15 protein-coding genes are annotated in these 16,392 nt (G+C 39.7%); 11 read left to right on the forward strand and 4 right to left on the reverse strand.

From position 1 onward, the window contains the following. The first annotated feature begins 50 nt into the window (after positions 1-50). The 8 genes from E7274_RS05420 (at position 51) to thrC (ending at position 9,720) form a co-directional block, all read left to right on the forward strand. Positions 51-491 carry a hypothetical protein gene (locus E7274_RS05420; RefSeq protein ID WP_304174374.1) on the forward strand — a complete coding sequence of 147 codons (441 nt, stop codon included), beginning with the start codon at positions 51-53 and terminating at the stop codon, positions 489-491. 17 nt (positions 492-508) lie between these two features. Beyond that, on the forward strand, positions 509-1,189 hold the full coding sequence (locus tag E7274_RS05425; protein ID WP_304174375.1) for a GGDEF domain-containing protein: 681 nt from the start codon (positions 509-511) through the stop codon (positions 1,187-1,189). Positions 1,190-1,267: 78 nt separating this feature from the next. Further along, positions 1,268-1,612 carry a helix-turn-helix domain-containing protein gene (locus E7274_RS05430; RefSeq protein ID WP_033153681.1) on the forward strand — a complete coding sequence of 115 codons (345 nt, stop codon included), beginning with the start codon at positions 1,268-1,270 and terminating at the stop codon, positions 1,610-1,612. Position 1,613: 1 nt separating this feature from the next. Beyond that, on the forward strand, positions 1,614-2,720 hold the full coding sequence (locus E7274_RS05435; protein WP_304174377.1) for a cation diffusion facilitator family transporter: 1,107 nt from the start codon (positions 1,614-1,616) through the stop codon (positions 2,718-2,720). Between the two features lie 19 nt (positions 2,721-2,739). Beyond that, positions 2,740-4,434, forward strand: coding sequence for a phospho-sugar mutase (locus E7274_RS05440; protein ID WP_304174378.1), 1,695 nt, complete (start codon positions 2,740-2,742; stop codon positions 4,432-4,434). Positions 4,435-4,570: 136 nt separating this feature from the next. Next, on the forward strand, positions 4,571-5,272 hold the full coding sequence (locus E7274_RS05445) for an ABC transporter ATP-binding protein (protein ID WP_033153693.1): 702 nt from the start codon (positions 4,571-4,573) through the stop codon (positions 5,270-5,272). A 26-nt stretch (positions 5,273-5,298) separates the two neighbouring features. Further along, entirely contained in the window at positions 5,299-8,124 is a 2,826-nt protein-coding gene (locus E7274_RS05450) for an ABC transporter permease (RefSeq protein ID WP_304174379.1), read from the forward strand. A gap of 105 nt (positions 8,125-8,229) precedes the next feature. Further along, complete coding sequence (gene thrC, locus E7274_RS05455; protein WP_304174380.1) at positions 8,230-9,720, forward strand: threonine synthase; 1,491 nt, start codon at positions 8,230-8,232, stop codon at positions 9,718-9,720. A gap of 40 nt (positions 9,721-9,760) precedes the next feature. Here the strand turns inward: thrC and E7274_RS05460 are convergent, their stop codons facing one another. Together E7274_RS05460 and E7274_RS05465 are read right to left on the reverse strand one after the other, a co-directional pair. Next, a complete protein-coding gene (locus tag E7274_RS05460) occupies positions 9,761-10,642 on the reverse strand; it encodes a chemotaxis protein CheX (protein ID WP_304174381.1) in 882 nt (293 codons plus the stop codon). A gap of 3 nt (positions 10,643-10,645) precedes the next feature. Continuing rightward, entirely contained in the window at positions 10,646-11,026 is a 381-nt protein-coding gene (locus E7274_RS05465) for a response regulator (RefSeq protein ID WP_304174382.1), read from the reverse strand. A 201-nt stretch (positions 11,027-11,227) separates the two neighbouring features. Between E7274_RS05465 and E7274_RS05470 the strand changes: the two genes are divergently transcribed. The 3 genes from E7274_RS05470 (at position 11,228) to E7274_RS05480 (ending at position 14,003) form a co-directional block, all read left to right on the forward strand. Further along, complete coding sequence (locus tag E7274_RS05470) at positions 11,228-11,578, forward strand: hypothetical protein (RefSeq protein ID WP_090481472.1); 351 nt, start codon at positions 11,228-11,230, stop codon at positions 11,576-11,578. Positions 11,579-11,661: 83 nt separating this feature from the next. Then, a complete protein-coding gene (locus E7274_RS05475; RefSeq protein ID WP_044933652.1) occupies positions 11,662-12,333 on the forward strand; it encodes a response regulator transcription factor in 672 nt (223 codons plus the stop codon). Positions 12,334-12,347: 14 nt separating this feature from the next. Further along, on the forward strand, positions 12,348-14,003 hold the full coding sequence (locus E7274_RS05480) for a sensor histidine kinase (protein ID WP_304174383.1): 1,656 nt from the start codon (positions 12,348-12,350) through the stop codon (positions 14,001-14,003). A gap of 646 nt (positions 14,004-14,649) precedes the next feature. Here the strand turns inward: E7274_RS05480 and E7274_RS05485 are convergent. Together E7274_RS05485 and E7274_RS05490 are read right to left on the reverse strand one after the other, a co-directional pair. Further along, complete coding sequence (locus E7274_RS05485) at positions 14,650-15,294, reverse strand: phosphoribosyltransferase (protein WP_044933654.1); 645 nt, start codon at positions 15,292-15,294, stop codon at positions 14,650-14,652. A 204-nt stretch (positions 15,295-15,498) separates the two neighbouring features. After that, positions 15,499-16,359 (reverse strand): patatin-like phospholipase family protein, encoded by an 861-nt coding sequence (locus E7274_RS05490; protein ID WP_304174384.1) that lies wholly within the window; start codon positions 16,357-16,359, stop codon positions 15,499-15,501. Between the last annotated feature and the right edge of the window lie 33 nt (positions 16,360-16,392).

Here is a 16,392-nt window from a genome sequence, read left to right on the forward strand (position 1 = left end):
GTTTGTTTTAGCATATTTTATCTTTAAAGATTTATTACGAAAGGCTTTTTATGGTTGAGGCAGAGAGCTGGGCTATACTTAATTTTTTTACATCATTTTTATTAATATTGCTGCTGATATTTCAAAATCAGATTTCCAGGTTGCAGAAAGGGCGCAAGTATTCGGCAATCCTTGTATGCACACTGATTTTGTTACTATCTGAAACTATTGGTCGTATAGGTGAGATGTATCCAGACAAGTATTTATTCTTGGGATATATTGGGTACTTTTTAATATTCCTATTGGATCCACTTGATATATTGTATGCCATGTATTATCTGGATTGCTGGATGGATGATGAGGATTTAAAGCATAGACGTCCAATCAGATACTGCTTCGAACTGTTTGCAGTTTTGAATATGGTATTTGTTTCAATATCAGCGTTGTTCGGGCTGAAATGGTTTTTTATTTTGAAAATGGTATTTACTATCGCGGTCAATTCTTCTTTATAAGAGCAGGATTCATGCTGTTGTTTATTTTTATGTTGCTTGTTTATGCGCTGGTATTTAATAAGCACATCATGAGTGAATATAAGGCAGCAGTATTGTTTTTACCGGCGTTATCATTAATCGGAGCGCTGCTACAGATATTCATTGCCAATATCGATTGCACATACGCAGGTATATCCTGGGGATGCTTGATTGTATTTTTCTACTATCAAAGCAGGGATGTAAACATCGACTATCTAACCGGTGTACTAAATCGACGAGGGCTGGATATCAAAATGCAGGACATGGTTAAAAGCTCTATTTCTAGTGGAAAAGACTTTACTGCAATCATGATGGATGTTGATAATTTCAAGGATATCAATGATAGCATGGGCCATGAGGAAGGGGATAAGGCAATCAAAATTATTGCTGATATTCTTGTAGATACCTTTGGAAGGTCGGCAGCCATAGGACGTTTTGGGGGAGATGAGTTCTGCGTAATCACTGATGAATTGGACATGAATCAGATAAACGAAAAGATAGATGAGGTGAGGGATTACGTTGCAAAGCAGAGCGCTCGCAATAATTGGCCTCAGGGAGTGGGCATAAGCTGTGGCTTCCAAAGCTATAAGCACGACAGCAGTCTTACAGCTAAACAGTTCCAAGAACTTATAGACAAGCTGATGTATGTGGAAAAACAGTCACATCACCAGTTGTCTTGAGGATAAAGTTATATTGTGTTATCGTATATACAATAGAGTTATTAACGTGGGATTTTACAGTTATGGAGGGGTATTAGGATGATTATTAGTGAACGTATCTTTAAGTTGATGGATGAAAAGGGTGTTTCTCAGCTTCAGTTAGCTGAAAAGACTGGTATTGCACAAAGTACTATCAGCGATTGGAAGAGAAAGAAAACAAATCCATCGTCAGACAAGATTATGGCAATCTGCGACGTACTAGATGTTTCACCTTTTGAGTTACTTCAGGACACAATTCCTTCGAAAGGGGCAGGAGAGGTAGATTTCCTCATCGCCAGCGAAGGAACTGCTGAATATGCTGTACTCAAAAAGATGGAAAAGCTCAACAAGAAAACAAAAGAAGAGCTTACAAATTATGTTAAGGGATTAAGGAATAAGAAATAAAATGGACAGAAATAAAAAGATCATTCAAACCAGTTTGATTGGCATTGTTGCCAATTGCTTTTTGGCAGGATTTAAAGCGTTTGTTGGTCTTGTTACAGGATCAATTGCAATTGTCCTTGACGCAGTAAACAACTTAAGTGATGCCTTATCATCGGTAATTACCATTGTCGGTACAAGAATTGCCAATAAGGCACCAGATAAAAAGCATCCACTTGGACATGGCAGAGTAGAGTATATTACTGCTGCTATCATTGCAATTATCGTTTCATATGCCGGCATAACATCACTTATTGAATCAATTAAGAAAATAATTGAGCCACAGTATCCAGAATACAACACAGCAAGCCTTGTTATTGTAGCTGTTGCTGTAGTTGTAAAGATTGTACTTGGAACATACGTTAAAAAAGTTGGGGAGAGTGTTAATTCAGGTTCACTTATCGCATCTGGTGAGGATGCAAAGCTGGATTCGGTTATCTCTGCAACAACACTTGTAGCTGCAATCATTTTTATTGTATTTGGTATAAGTCTTGAGGCTTGGCTTGGTGCCATCATCTCAGTTATCATCATCAAATCAGGCTACGATATGATTTCAGAAACAATTTCACAGATTCTGGGAGAGCGTGTTGAAATGCAGCTTTCTCATGATGTAAAGAGAGCTGTTGTCAGCTTTGACGAGGTGCTAGGGGCATATGATCTTAGCTTACACAATTATGGACCAAACCGTTACGTTGGTTCGATACATATAGAGGTTGATGAGGATATGGGAATGGCTCATCTTGATCAGCTTCAAAGACAAATCTTTCATAAGGTATATCAGGAGACAGGTGTTGGCCTTGAAGGAATCGGCATCTACTGCAAAAACAAAAAGGATTCTCCAGCTGATATACTTAGAAAAGAGCTTTCAAAGTTTGTGAAGACATTCGATTATGTTAAGCAGATTCATGGTTTCTACTATGATGAAGCTAATCAGAGTGTCAACTTCGATGTGGTTATCAGATTCGATGACCCAAATAGAAAAAAGACTTTTGAAAGTATTAATAATGCACTTAAGGAAAAATATCCACAATATACATTTAATCTTAACTTGGACATCGACTTAAGTGATTAATTTAGTTTTAGGAGGAATTATGGATTATAAAGCACGTTACAATGAATGGCTTGAAAAGCTTTCAGATACAGATCCATTAAAATCAGAGCTTCAGGGAATCGCTGGAGATGAAAAGGAAATAGAGGATAGATTCTACCAGGATCTTTCTTTTGGTACAGCTGGACTTCGTGGTAAGGTTGGCGCAGGTACTAATAGAATGAACTTCTTTACTGTTGGTAAGGCTACACAGGGTGTTGCTGATTTTATCATTTCAAAGGGTAAAGAAGCCTGCGAAAAGGGTGTTGTTATTGCACACGACCCACGTCTTTTTTCAAAGGAGTTTTCTCAGCTTGCAGCTGGTATTTTTGCAGCAAATGGAATCAAGGTTTATGTATTCCCAGATCTTAGACCTACACCAGAGCTTGCATTTATGATTAGACGTCTTGGTACAGTTTCAGGTATCAACATCACAGCTAGCCACAACCCTAGAGAATACAATGGTTACAAGGCATATTGGGATGATGGATGTCAGGTTTCATCTGAAATTGCAGATGGTATGACAGAGTGTATCAATGCTGTAGATATTTGGACAGGCATCAAGAAATCAGATTTTGAGCAGGGTGTTAAGGATGGCAAAATCATCGTTTTAGGTGCAGAATATGACAGAGAGTACCTTGATAAGATTGAAGCTTTAGCTATTCATGAAGGTGATGAGCTTGATCTTTCTATCCCTCTTGTTTACACACCACTTAACGGATGCGGCTCAATTCCATTCAGACAGATGCTTAACGATAGAGGCTTCTCAAACTGGACAATCGTTCCAGAGCAGGAGAACCCAGACCCTAACTTTACAACAGTTGGATATCCAAACCCAGAGGATCCAAAGGCATTCAAGCTTTCTGAGGAGTATGGACGCAAGTTTGGTGCAGAGCTTCTTATGGCTACTGATCCTGATGCAGATAGATTTGCTATTGAGATTCGTGATAGCGAGGGCAACTATGTGCCTCTTAACGGTAACCAGACAGGATACCTTCTTGTAAATTATGTTCTTGAGGGACACAAGGATGCCGGCACACTTCCAGCAAAGGGAGCTATGGTTAAGTCTATCGTTACATCAACACTTTCTACTATCATGGCAAAGGCTTATGGCGTAGAAATGTTTGAAACACTTACTGGTTTCAAGAACATTTGCGGAAAGATTCCATATCTTCATGAGAATGGATACAAATATCTCTTTGGTTATGAGGAGTCTGTTGGATATGCTATCTGCGAAGATATTCGTGATAAGGATGGTATCTCAGCTGGTATGATGGTTGCAGAGGCAGCTGCATACTACCGCAAGCAGGGCAAGACTCTTTGGGATGTTCTTCAGGAAATCTACGCTAAGTATGGTTACTTCGCAGAGGATGAACCAAACATCATCCTTGAGGGAATTCCTGGTGCACAGCGTATTCAGCGTATGATGAAGTGGTTCCGCGAGAACCTTCCTACAGAAGTAGCTGGTGCAAAGGTTGAAAAGGTTATTGATTACATCAATGGATACGAGGATATCCCACCACAGAATGCAATCCGCCTTTTCTTAGACAATGGCTCATGGTTTGCAATTCGCCCATCAGGTACAGAACCAAAGATTAAGTTCTACTTCTATTCAAACCAGGATAGCAGAGAGAACGCACTTAAAGTAAACGGACAAATCAAGGACGAAATCTTCGCTCTTATTAATTCCGTAGAATAACAGCAATTACATAAGGATTTATAAAGGGAGCTTGGCTTTATGGCTAAGTTCCTTTTTTGTTTCGCTAATAAGACACACTTTTATGGTAGCATGGTTATACTACCCACCAAAGGTGCATTTAGGCGGAGGTATTTTCATGAGTTTTGTAGAGTTTAAGAATGTTGGAAAAATATATAAGACTGGAGAGGTGAAGATAGAGGCTCTCCACGATGTTAATTTTGAAATAGAAGAAGGAGAGTTCTGCATTATTGTAGGGGCTTCCGGCGCAGGTAAGACTACGATTTTGAATATCCTGGGTGGAATGGATACTCTTACTTCGGGAGGCGTTTATCTGGCTGATAGGGACGTGTCTGGATATTCACCTAGGGAGCTCACAAGCTATCGCAGATATGATGTGGGATTTGTTTTTCAGTTTTATAACCTGGTTGGAAATCTTACAGCAAAGGAAAATGTAGAGCTGGCTGCCCAGATTTGTAATGATCCAATTCCAGCAGAGGAAATTCTGACTCAGGTAGGGCTTGCAGATAGAATGAATAACTTCCCGGCTCAGCTTTCAGGTGGTGAACAACAGCGAGTTGCAATAGCAAGAGCCTTGGCAAAGAACCCTAAGCTTTTGCTTTGCGATGAACCAACTGGTGCCTTGGATGACGCTACAGGTAGAGCAGTTCTAAAGCTTTTGCAGGATACTTGCAAGAAGAAGGGCAAAACAGTTGTGGTAATTACTCATAATCATGCCCTTACAGGAATGGCGGATAGAGTTATTTCTGTTAAATCAGGCACGGTTGTGGACATTACTTTGAATGAACATCCTAAGAGTGTGGATGAGATAGTTTACTAGTGGTTATTTTGTTTTGGAGAAGATAAATGCTAGCAAAATCAAGTATTAGAGAAATAAAAGAGACCATAGGTCGATATATCGCTCTTGTTCTTATCATTGCCCTTGGTGTTGGATTCTTTTCGGGACTGAAGGTAACGGATCCTGCTATGCGTCAGGCTATGCAACAGTACTTTAAGGATACCAGCTTTTATGACTATAGATTGATATCAACATTGGGATTTGAAGAGGAAGATGTAGAGTATGTGGCAGAGAATGTCAGTGCAAGGGACGTAGAAGGGTCGATTTCCTTTGACGTTTTGACTGACTATGCAGATTCATCACATGCGATTAAAGCTATTAGCATTCCAACTAACGTAAATACCATAGTATTGGAGTCAGGCAGATTGCCAGAGAGCGATGATGAGTGTCTTGTAGATTCATATTTGTTTGATGAATCCACTATCGGAAATACAATAAAAATATCCAGCAATAATGAAAAAGAGGATAGAGAAAACTTTAAATACAGCCAGTACACAATTGTCGGTACAGTAAAATCCCCATTATACATTCAATATGAACGTGGTAGTACAACCCTTGGAAGTGGTGTGCTAGACGGTTATATCTATATAAATAAAGGTGGATTTGATGTAGAGTATTACACCGATATTTATGTGAAGCTTGATAGCGACTTGGAGATATATTCTGATGAATATAAGGACCTTATTGATGAAAAAGAGAATGAGGTCCAGACTGCTTTGGATGAGGCTGCTGATAATAGATACGACCGAATAATAGCAGATGCTTATAATGAACTGAATGATGCTAAGGAAGAGTTTGAAACCAGCAAAGAGGATGGTGCAACAGAATTGGCTGATGCCAAAGAAGAGCTTGATAGCGCAAAGAAGCAATTAGATTCGGCAAAAGCACAGATTGAAGAATATGAGATTCAGGAAAGTCAGTTGAAATCTATGCTTGATTTACTTTTGATGGATCCAACTCAACAGGAGGCTGCAGGAGAGCTTAGCGTACAGCTTTATACACTTCAGGTGGGGCTTGAAACAGCAAAAACAGAGTATGCAAACGGTCTTGCAGAATATAATGAGGGCCTTGCAGAATATGAAGAAGGCCTGGAGGAATACAATACAAAGATTGCAGATGCGGAGGCCGAGATAGCAGATGCAGAAGCTGAAATTGAGGATATAGAGGAAGCTAATACATATCTTTTGATGCGAGATAGTAATGTGGGATATGTTTGTTTTGAAAGTGATTCTACAATTGTAGGAGCTATAGCTAACGTATTTCCGGTTTTCTTCTTCTTGGTTGCGGCCCTTGTATTCATGACCACCATGAACAGAATGGTTGAGGATCAGCGAACCCAAATTGGTGTTTTAAAGGCTTTAGGATATAGCAACGGAAGCATCATGGGGAAGTTTGTATTTTATTCTGGTTCAGCTGCATTTATAGGAACAGCATTAGGCTTTGTGGCCGGAACAATTGCATTTCCTAAGGCTATTTGGTTTGCCTACAAGATGATGTACAACACATCAGAAATTACATATTTCTTTAGCCCCGCTATGTTGATAATCAGTTTTGTTGTAGCTTTTGTATGTTCTGTTGGAGTTACATTTATATCCTGCAGGTATGAAATGGGAGAGATGGCTGCATCACTTATGCGTCCAAAGGCTCCAAAGGCAGGCAAGCGTATCTTCCTAGAGTATATACCATGGTTCTGGAACAGGCTTAAGTTCTTAAAGAAGGTTAGCCTTCGTAATATTTTCCGTTATAAAGGCAGATTATTCATGATGGTTCTTGGAATTGGCGGATGTACAGCGCTGCTTGTGGCAGGATTTGGTATTTATGATTCTATTGCAGACATTGCTGTAAATCAGTTTACGAATATATCTAAGTACGATATGGATATTACCCTGAAAGATGGTGCCAAAGATACAGTAGCACCACTTGAAAACATGGGATATACGGTAGATGATTATTTGCTTTACTATCACACTTCCGTGGATTTAAAGGCAGGTAAGCACACCAAGAATGTATACTTAAATATATATGATAACGATGCGAATATAGATTACTTCTATGATATGCATGATGGTTCAGAGGAGCATATCGTATTTGCGGATTTAAAGGATGATGAAATCATTGTCAATAAGGGTTTAAGCGAGCGTTATGGAATTAAAATTGGTGATAAAGTAACCATATCATCCGACTCAATGAATGCTACCACTTTTAAGGTGGCAGCCATAAACGAAAACTTCATATACAACTATGTATATCTAACAACAAGCGGATATGAAACAAACATCGGCACACTTCCAGAAAAGAAGAATGTGTACTTGAACATCAAAGAGGATGAGGATGCCCACTCAGTTGGAGCTGAGCTTATGAATAATAAGAGCATTTCTGTGGTTTCCGCTACTATTGATACCTTGGATAGAGTAGACAGTATGATGAAGAGCTTGAACATCATAGTTTATCTTGTAATAGGAAGTGCTATGGCTCTGGCAGCAGTTGTTGTTTACAATTTGACCAACATTAACATTGCGGAGCGTGTAAGAGAAATAGCCACAGTAAAGGTGCTGGGATTCTACAAGGAAGAGACTAGTGCCTATGTATTTAGAGAAAACATACTTCTAGCAATAATGGGAGCTGCAGTGGGACTTGTTTTAGGTAAGATTCTCCATGCTTTTGTTATGAGCGAGATAGTGGTTGATTTGATTACCTTTGATGTTAGAGTCACTGCTTTTAGCTACATATTGGCTTTTGTTTTAACGGTATTATTTACATTTATTATTAATCTTTTAATGGGCAAAAAGCTTGACGAAATAAGCATGACAGAATCTCTTAAAGCAGTAGAGTAATTTACAGAAATCACTAGCATTTAATGCTTTACTGTGCTACAGTATGTTTAACTGTTTGGGACTAGCCCAAAAGTTAAACAAAAATATAGTTAGAGAGGAATAATCATGGGAATCAATTACGTTAGCACAAGAGATGCATCAAAGCAGCAGATTACAGCTTCACAGGCTATTTTAAAGGGTTTGGCTGATGATGGAGGCTTATATGTACCTACATCCATTCCAACTCTAGATGTTTCACTTGAGAAGCTTTCTGAAATGACATATCAGGAGGTTGCTTATGAAGTGTTGAAGCTTTTCCTTACAGATTTTACAGAGGACGAGCTTAAGCATTGTATAAATAGCGCTTATGATAGCAAATTCGATACAGAGGAAATTGCACCACTTGTTTATGCTGATGGAGCATACTATTTGGAGCTTTTCCATGGTTCAACAATTGCATTTAAAGATATGGCACTTTCGATTTTGCCACATCTTATGATTACTTCCGCTCGTAAAAATAATATCAAGAACGATATCGTAATTCTTACAGCTACATCAGGTGATACAGGAAAGGCTGCTCTTGCAGGCTTTGCAGATGTAGAGGGCACTAGAATCGTTGTATTCTATCCAAAGAATGGTGTATCAGCAATCCAGGAGCGCCAGATGGTTACTCAGAAGGGTGCTAACACTCATGTTGTTGGTATCAAGGGTAACTTCGATCAGGCTCAGACTGGTGTTAAGCAGATGTTCAACGACAAGGCTCTTGAGAAAGAGCTTGATGATGCAGGCTTCCAGTTCTCATCTGCAAACTCAATCAACATTGGCCGTTTGGTTCCACAGATTGCTTACTATGTATACGCATACGCAAAACTTCTTTCAGAGGGAAAGATACAGTCAGGTGAGACAATCAATGTAGTTGTTCCTACTGGAAACTTTGGAAATATCCTTGCTGCATATTATGCAAAGAACATGGGACTTCCTATTGATAAGCTTGTTTGCGCATCAAATGAAAACAAGGTCCTTTACGATTTCTTCACTACAGGAGAATATGACAAAAACAGAGAGTTCATTCTTACAAACTCTCCATCAATGGATATCCTTATCTCTAGCAACCTTGAGAGATTAATCTATCACATTGCTGGCGATGATGCTAAAAAGAATTCTGAACTTATGGAGTCTCTTAAGACAACTGGTAAATACGAGATTACTTCAGATATGAAGGCTAAGCTTGAAAGCTTCTATGGAAATTACGCTTCAGAAGAAGAGACAGGCGAGACTATCAAGAATCTTTATGACAAGACAGGCTATATCATTGACACACACACTGGTGTTGCATCATGTGTATATAACAAATTCAAGGCTGACACACAGGATGACAAGGTTACAGTCATTGCTTCAACAGCCAGCCCATTCAAGTTTACACGTGCTGTCATGGGAGCAATCGACTCAGCATATGAAAGCGAGGAAGATTTTGTACTCGTAGACAAGCTCTCAGAGCTTGGAAAGGTTGCAGTACCTAATGCCATCGAAGAGATTCGCTCCGCAGAAGTACGTCATGACACCGTCGTAGAAGTAGCGGACATGTGTGCCGAAGTAAAGAGATTTTTAGGAATTTAAAAAAGAGCTACCCGTTGCTTCAGCGGGTAGCATTTTTATTTTAGAAACATATTATAAGGTGTATGGTTCCGAATGGGTAGGCGACTGGGAAGTCTACGCATTTGTTGGCTCCGTAGAGTACACCGTCGGCGGTGATTTCTGGTGGAGCAAGTGATATGTCTTTTGATAAGGCGTTGGAAATGTTTACTATGAAGAGTCCATTGTGGAGGTTGAGGAAGTCCTCAAGGGCTGCAACAACGTACTCATCAAAGTCTCCAAAGTCTTCTTTTGCGTAGCGGGAAGCAAATGCAATGGCTGTTTCCCTGTCGCAATCAATATGTGTAAGAAACTCTCTGTCACTGGATATTTTCTGCGAGACACCAAATGTGACAGGAAATTCATCAAGTACCATAGGAGTGAGAGGAGAAAAGTCCTCTCCAACAAATCTAATTAAGCTGTTGAACATCAGCTCCAAATACATAACGTTTACTTCACTTACAGGCATTTCTGCAAGAACAAAGAAATTGGAAATGATTGCACGGACAGCTTCTTCATTTTCAACATCTAGACTTAAATCATATATTTCAGTTTCATTTTTATAATCGAAAAGAATACGCTCTAACTCTTCGTAAGAAAATATTCCATCTTCAACAAGATTTTGGCCAAGTAAAATAAAATCAGGAGTCTGTCTTGTAAGTAAATCATTTACCTGATCATCTGTAAGATATCCTCTATTAACAGCTATTTCACCAAAGCGTCTGTCTTCACGAGTTTGCACATATAAGCATTCATCCACTTCTTTTGCGGTCATGAAACCCTCGTGAATGGCAATTGTGCCAAGCTTAATATGTGTTTGCGAAAGACGAGACATTGCATTGAAAAGCTGCTCTTGATTTACAATTCCTTTTTGAAGCAAATAATTCCCCAAGAATTGTGTATACATAGATTATTTTCCTCCAAGTCGAAGCTCGATTATTTCTTGAATTTGATTGTTCTCGAAAGGCTTCTGAATAAAGTCCTTTGCGCCGAGCTGAATTGCTTTTTTGAGCTGGTCCTGAGTACCAACGGAAGATACGATAATGATAATCGCATCATTGTCGTATTCTCTGATTTCAGATAGAGCAGTATTGCCGTCTTTCTCTGGCATTACAATGTCCATAAAAACTAAATCAGGTTTTTCTGATTTGTACAAATTTACAGCCTCTGCTCCGTTTTTCCCCTCAATAAAAGTAGCACCTGTGCTGACTTCTTTAACTGCATCCATGAGTTGTTTTCTAGCAAGGACTGAATCATCGCATATTAAAATCTTTTTGCCTGTAATATCCATATGTCTTATCCCTCCTGCACAGTATAGAATAATAATACAATAAGAATAGCTTTTATTCAAATGAATTTATCTGATATTTTTGTTAATTTTCAAGGAATTGCGGGAAAACTTTTGAGGATAATAAATGGCCTTGTTTTTATAGAAAAGAGAATAAATAATCTATATAATAATAGGCGAGAATAATTTATTGGAGGATTAAAAATGGATTTAGGTTTTATGAAAATATTTGATGTTGTAATCGGGGTATTGGGAGTATACCTGGTATTTGTTAGTATCAAAAGCCTTAAAGCAGGAATTGTTGATCCTATGATGATTACAGCAGAGGAGCTTGCAAAGTGTGCTGATATCAAAGGATTATCAAAGTATTTGATGCCAAAGTCAGCTATTTTTGGAGCACTTTGTATTGTGTTTGGAATTCAGGGATTGCTTAATGACACTGGTTATGTAAAGTTCCCTCATGCAGTAAATGTAGGATTTCTCATTGCTTTTGTTGTTGTATGGTGTGTTTTCTCATACTTTATCCGTAAAGCAAAGAAGACATATATTCAGTAAAAAATTCTAATATCGTCACTTAGAATTCACATTTAGGGGGGATTATATAATAATCTAAGCTGGGTTAGCTATAGGAGGTCAGTATGAAAAAGATTTTGGTGGTAGATGACGAAGAAAAGATTCGTTCACTTATCCGTAAGTACGGTGAGTTTGAAGGCTATGAAATATCAGAAGCATGCGATGGTATGGATGCCATAGAAAAGGTAAAGGCAAACAGTGACTACGATGTTATCATCATGGATGTTATGATGCCAGAGCTTGATGGATTCTCAGCTTGCAGTGAAATCAAAAAGATAAAGGATATTCCAGTTATCATGCTTTCAGCAAGAGGCGAGGAATATGATAGAATCCACGGTTTTGAAGCAGGCGTTGATGATTATGTTGTAAAGCCATTCTCACCAAAGGAACTTATGATGCGTGTGAATGTTGTTACAAGCCGAAGCAAGTCTGATGAAGGTGCGGTAGATATCTTCCGTTATGAAGGCCTGGAAATCAACTTTACTGCCAGAACAGTTTCTATTGATGGCAAGCGTGTAGATATGTCACCAAAGGAATATGAGCTTCTTTTCTACCTGGTTCGAAATAAAAATATAGCACTTGAACGTGAACGTCTTATTACCGAGGTTTGGGGTTATGACTACTATGGTGATGACCGCACACTGGACACACACATAAAGCTACTTAGAAACAGTCTAGGTGAGTATCGTCGCCTGCTTGTTACACTTAGAGGAGTAGGTTACAGATTCGAGGCTTAATTGTGGAGGACCCATTGAAAAAAAGTCAAATTAGTATTAAATGGAAAACCTTTTGTATATTCTTGATTTTTGCCATAGTACTTTTAGGAGTACTATGGTTTTTTCAGATTGTCTATCTGAATGATTTCTACAAAATGATAAAGCAAAAGGAAACGGAAAATGTTCTTGATAAGGTAGAGGTGCTTCTTCATGAATCTGATGATCCTGCGTCTGAAATAGACCAGCTTGCAGCAAGCTACAACCTGGGCGTATTTATTACAGATTCAGATGGCAACTCCCTTTATAATGCGGAATATATTTCAAATTCCCAAATGTCTTCATTGCCACATTTTATGTTCAGTCTCTTTTACGATGAGGCTGTTGCTAATGGTGGCGAGGCTGTCATTGAGTTTAAAGGTAGCGAAATGCAGCGAAGCATCAGGGAAAACCTTAATAAGGAGTTAGAACAACAGCCTGAAATAGACGGAGAATCAGAAGCTACTCCTGAATCGGAATTAGAACAACCTGAAAACATTTTAGAGAATGCTCCTGACAGTGCAGATGAAACTTCAGAAGAATCCTCTGGTCAGGGAGAGGGAAAAATCGAATACACAATCCCTCCGGAAAACGAAATGACGAAGGAGCAGTTCAGACAAAACATTGGTAATGAAATGGCTGAGTCTGTTATTTATGTTCGCATAATTGAAGTGGATGGGCAGGAAGAAGTTGTCATGATTAACTCAGTGTTAACACCTGTCGACGCTACAGTTACTACACTGAAAGCTCAGCTTCGAATTATCACCGTCATCATAATTATCATTGCATTTATTCTTGCAGCAGCCACAGCTAAAAGCACATCTCGCTCTATTATCAAATTGAATGATGGCGCCAAGAAGCTTGCAGCTGGTGACTACAGTGTTAAATTCGATGCAGATGACTATATGGAGGTCGCAGAGTTATCAGCTACTCTAAACTACGCCGCAAAAGAACTTGGAAAGGCAGACAGCCTCCAAAAGGAGCTTATTGCCAATGTATCCCACGACCTTAGAACTCCGCTTACTATGATAAAGGGATATGCTGAGGTTATGAGAGACATCCCTGGCGAGAACACACCAGAAAATGTTCAGGTTATCATCGAAGAGACGGAGCGCTTAACAGGTCTTGTAAACGACATGCTGGACATTTCAAAACTTAAGGCTGGCACAATTTCCATCCAGCCAGAGGAATACAACTTTACAGAAAGTATTCGTCATGTCCTGGAGCGTTACAACAAGCTTCGTGAAGTAGAAGGCTACACTATCGATTTTGTATACGATGACGAAGTCAACGTATATGCAGATGAACAGAAAATGTACCAGGTTCTCTACAATCTGGTAAACAACGCCATAAACTACACCGGCGAGGACAAAAAGGTCACCGTTATCCAAAAGGTCATCGGCAACACACTACGCATCGAAGTAGTGGACACTGGCGATGGCGTAAAACAAGAGGACATCCCATACGTATGGGACCGCTACTACAAAGACAAGACAACCCACAAGCGAGCCCTTCAAGGCACCGGACTTGGCCTCTCCATCGTAAAGAACGTACTGGAACTCCACGGTGCCAAATATGGCGTCTCATCTATCACCGGCCAAGGCGCCACCTTCTGGTTCGAAATCAAAATCGACCCCTTCGCCGAAGAGGAGTAGAGGCCACCATCCACAGGTGCATCGTAAATAAAGTACAGGCCACCGGGTTGGGGGACGGCTTACAACTCCCCGCCAGTACGTCACAGATTTTGGATTATCTAAATGTGTAGTCGCCCATATTTATTAGTAGGTGTTCTTACAAAGTTTTACAATTTTATCAGTAAGGTATGGGTGGAGACGGACAAACACTACACTTAGTAATCATCAGTCTTAAACTAGCTTTGTATTTATTGCTATTTGCTTTGGAGCGAACTTAGAAAAATAAAAAGAGATATTTGATATGAATTGGCAGCTGCCGCTAGGACGGCGGCAGCAGTGGTCACTTGAAACAGGACGTTGAATGTGCCACGGTGCCAATTTATACAAATATCTCTTTTTTAATTTTTCTTAGTAAACGGAGTAGCAAAAGTAATAATACAAAGACTAGTTAAGACTAGATGATTACGTATATTACAATTGTCCGTCCCACCCATACATTACCTTCGAATAGTAAAAGCTTCGTAAGTACACCTACATATGGGCGACTTTACACATTAAGGTAATCCAAAAATCTGCTCCAATGATACTGGCGGGGAGTTGTAAGCCGTCCCCCAGCCCGGTGGCCTGTACTAAGTCTGTGGGCACCTGTGGATGGTGGCCCCTGGGCTTAGCGGAGCTCTGAGTAGCCGAAGGAGTTTACGATGGCGTCGATTGGGGTGCCGGATTTGCAGAGAGGGCACTCGTGGAGTGGGTACGACTGGTAGTTAGGGATGTCCTCGTCGTGGAATACGGCTGTTACTGGGATGTTGTCCACTTCTCGAACGGCTGAGAAGATGGCGCAGGCACCGCTGATGGTTGCCCCGTAGTATTGTACACATTCGGCCAGACTTTCGAGAGTGCGGCCGGTGGTTAGTGATCCGAATAATAATAAAACGTGTTTGTCGCGGATAGTCAGTTGTAGATTATCGCGGAAAATATGCAGGCCGGATGGAGCAAGCTCTGGGGCAGTGACATAGATTGTCTTGTGCTGATTGTAGTTTGCGACACCGGCTTTTGTTAGTTCTTCGGCAAGATATGTTCCAACTACTTCCATGCCATCGGCACATACGATTGTGTCTACTGGTGTGGATACGGAATAGTGCATTGCAAGAAGCTGGGCAACACCGTGAGCCTCATTACATCTGGTCTTTATGGTTCCGATTTCCATATAGTTTGTGATGTGGGAGTGGTTGGTTGCGAAGTGACCAGGAATTATTTTCAAAACAACATCTGAATTTAGTGGAGCAGGAATTTTAGTATAGTCTTTTAACATAATAAACCCCTTTCTTTTATGAACCTCATAGTTCGAATTACCCCTTTGATATTTACATCATAACATACTTTTGTCAGATATCTAGTGAATAAATTTTGTATTACATATAAAAATAGAAAAACACATTAAATTCACAGACAAGATTGAAAATCTTATTAACCAGTTTACCGTATAAACGAAAGAATAATAAAAGAGCTTACTTGACTAAGCGGTCAAATAAGCTCTTATTTTTTCTAGATTTTCTGAGGCAATGCGTCGTCCGATATCGTAAACACGTTGTAATTCGTCAGGGTTCTTTTCTGTGGCACCAATGTTAAGTGGAGCATCTGGCCTGATTACGAAAGCCTTGCCATTGGCAACCTGTTTTTTTACATATGCCTTTTGCGCATTATACATGTTGTGCCTGTTTTCCATGGTGTCAATCATTCGTGGATATTTTCTCAAAATCCATCTTATAATTTTCATGTATTTCTGAGGCTTTTTAATATAGTCAGCAGGCTGGGTCTCGATAACAAGGATTTTGTCACAGCCTTGCTTTTCCATAAAACGAAGTGGAATGGAATCTGACATTCCACCATCTAAATACAAATCATCGTTAATAGGAACAGGCTTTGACACTGCAGGCATTGAAGCCGATGCACGTATCCAGCGAATGTCTATTCCATCTGGAGTGCCGTCATAGTTATCGCATTTATGATATACCGCATTTCCGGTAGATAATTCTGTGGCTACACAGTAGAAATCCATAGGATTCTTGTAAAAGGTATCGTAATCCCATTTATCAAGCTCGTATGGGAGAGTGCCATAGCAGAATGGCACATTATAAATGTCCCCTGTTTTAATCAGGGAGCTGAAGCTAGCATAGCGCTTGTCGTTGCAATATTTTTTATTGTAGCGAATTCCGCGTCCTATCTGTTTTGATTTAATATTAAGTCCAAATGTGGCACCAGCTGAAACACCAACAGCGCTGTCGAAATCAATATTGTTTTCCATGAGAACATCGATTACGCCGCAGGTAAACATGCCTCTCATGGCTCCACCTTCCATTACTAATCCTTTTTTCATAATAATTCCCTCAATTCTCTATAAATAAAAATC

It is taken from the genome of Pseudobutyrivibrio ruminis (assembly GCF_015057245.1).
GTDB lineage: Bacteria > Bacillota > Clostridia > Lachnospirales > Lachnospiraceae > Pseudobutyrivibrio > Pseudobutyrivibrio ruminis_E.

Bases quoted from the DNA above. Each gene is read 5' to 3' on its own strand.
- E7274_RS05465 (WP_304174382.1), bottom strand. From the start codon at position 11,026: ATGGATATTACAGGCAAAAAGATTTTAATATGCGATGATTCAGTCCTT.
- E7274_RS05430 (WP_033153681.1), top strand. From the start codon at position 1,268: ATGATTATTAGTGAACGTATCTTTAAGTTGATGGATGAAAAGGGTGTT.
- E7274_RS05470 (WP_090481472.1), top strand. From the start codon at position 11,228: ATGGATTTAGGTTTTATGAAAATATTTGATGTTGTAATCGGGGTATTG.
- thrC (WP_304174380.1), top strand. From the start codon at position 8,230: ATGGGAATCAATTACGTTAGCACAAGAGATGCATCAAAGCAGCAGATT.
- E7274_RS05440 (WP_304174378.1), top strand. From the start codon at position 2,740: ATGGATTATAAAGCACGTTACAATGAATGGCTTGAAAAGCTTTCAGAT.
- E7274_RS05485 (WP_044933654.1), bottom strand. From the start codon at position 15,294: ATGTTAAAAGACTATACTAAAATTCCTGCTCCACTAAATTCAGATGTT.
- E7274_RS05420 (WP_304174374.1), top strand. From the start codon at position 51: ATGGTTGAGGCAGAGAGCTGGGCTATACTTAATTTTTTTACATCATTT.
- E7274_RS05460 (WP_304174381.1), bottom strand. From the start codon at position 10,642: ATGTATACACAATTCTTGGGGAATTATTTGCTTCAAAAAGGAATTGTA.
- E7274_RS05490 (WP_304174384.1), bottom strand. From the start codon at position 16,359: ATGAAAAAAGGATTAGTAATGGAAGGTGGAGCCATGAGAGGCATGTTT.
- E7274_RS05450 (WP_304174379.1), top strand. From the start codon at position 5,299: ATGCTAGCAAAATCAAGTATTAGAGAAATAAAAGAGACCATAGGTCGA.
- E7274_RS05435 (WP_304174377.1), top strand. From the start codon at position 1,614: ATGGACAGAAATAAAAAGATCATTCAAACCAGTTTGATTGGCATTGTT.
- E7274_RS05445 (WP_033153693.1), top strand. From the start codon at position 4,571: ATGAGTTTTGTAGAGTTTAAGAATGTTGGAAAAATATATAAGACTGGA.
- E7274_RS05475 (WP_044933652.1), top strand. From the start codon at position 11,662: ATGAAAAAGATTTTGGTGGTAGATGACGAAGAAAAGATTCGTTCACTT.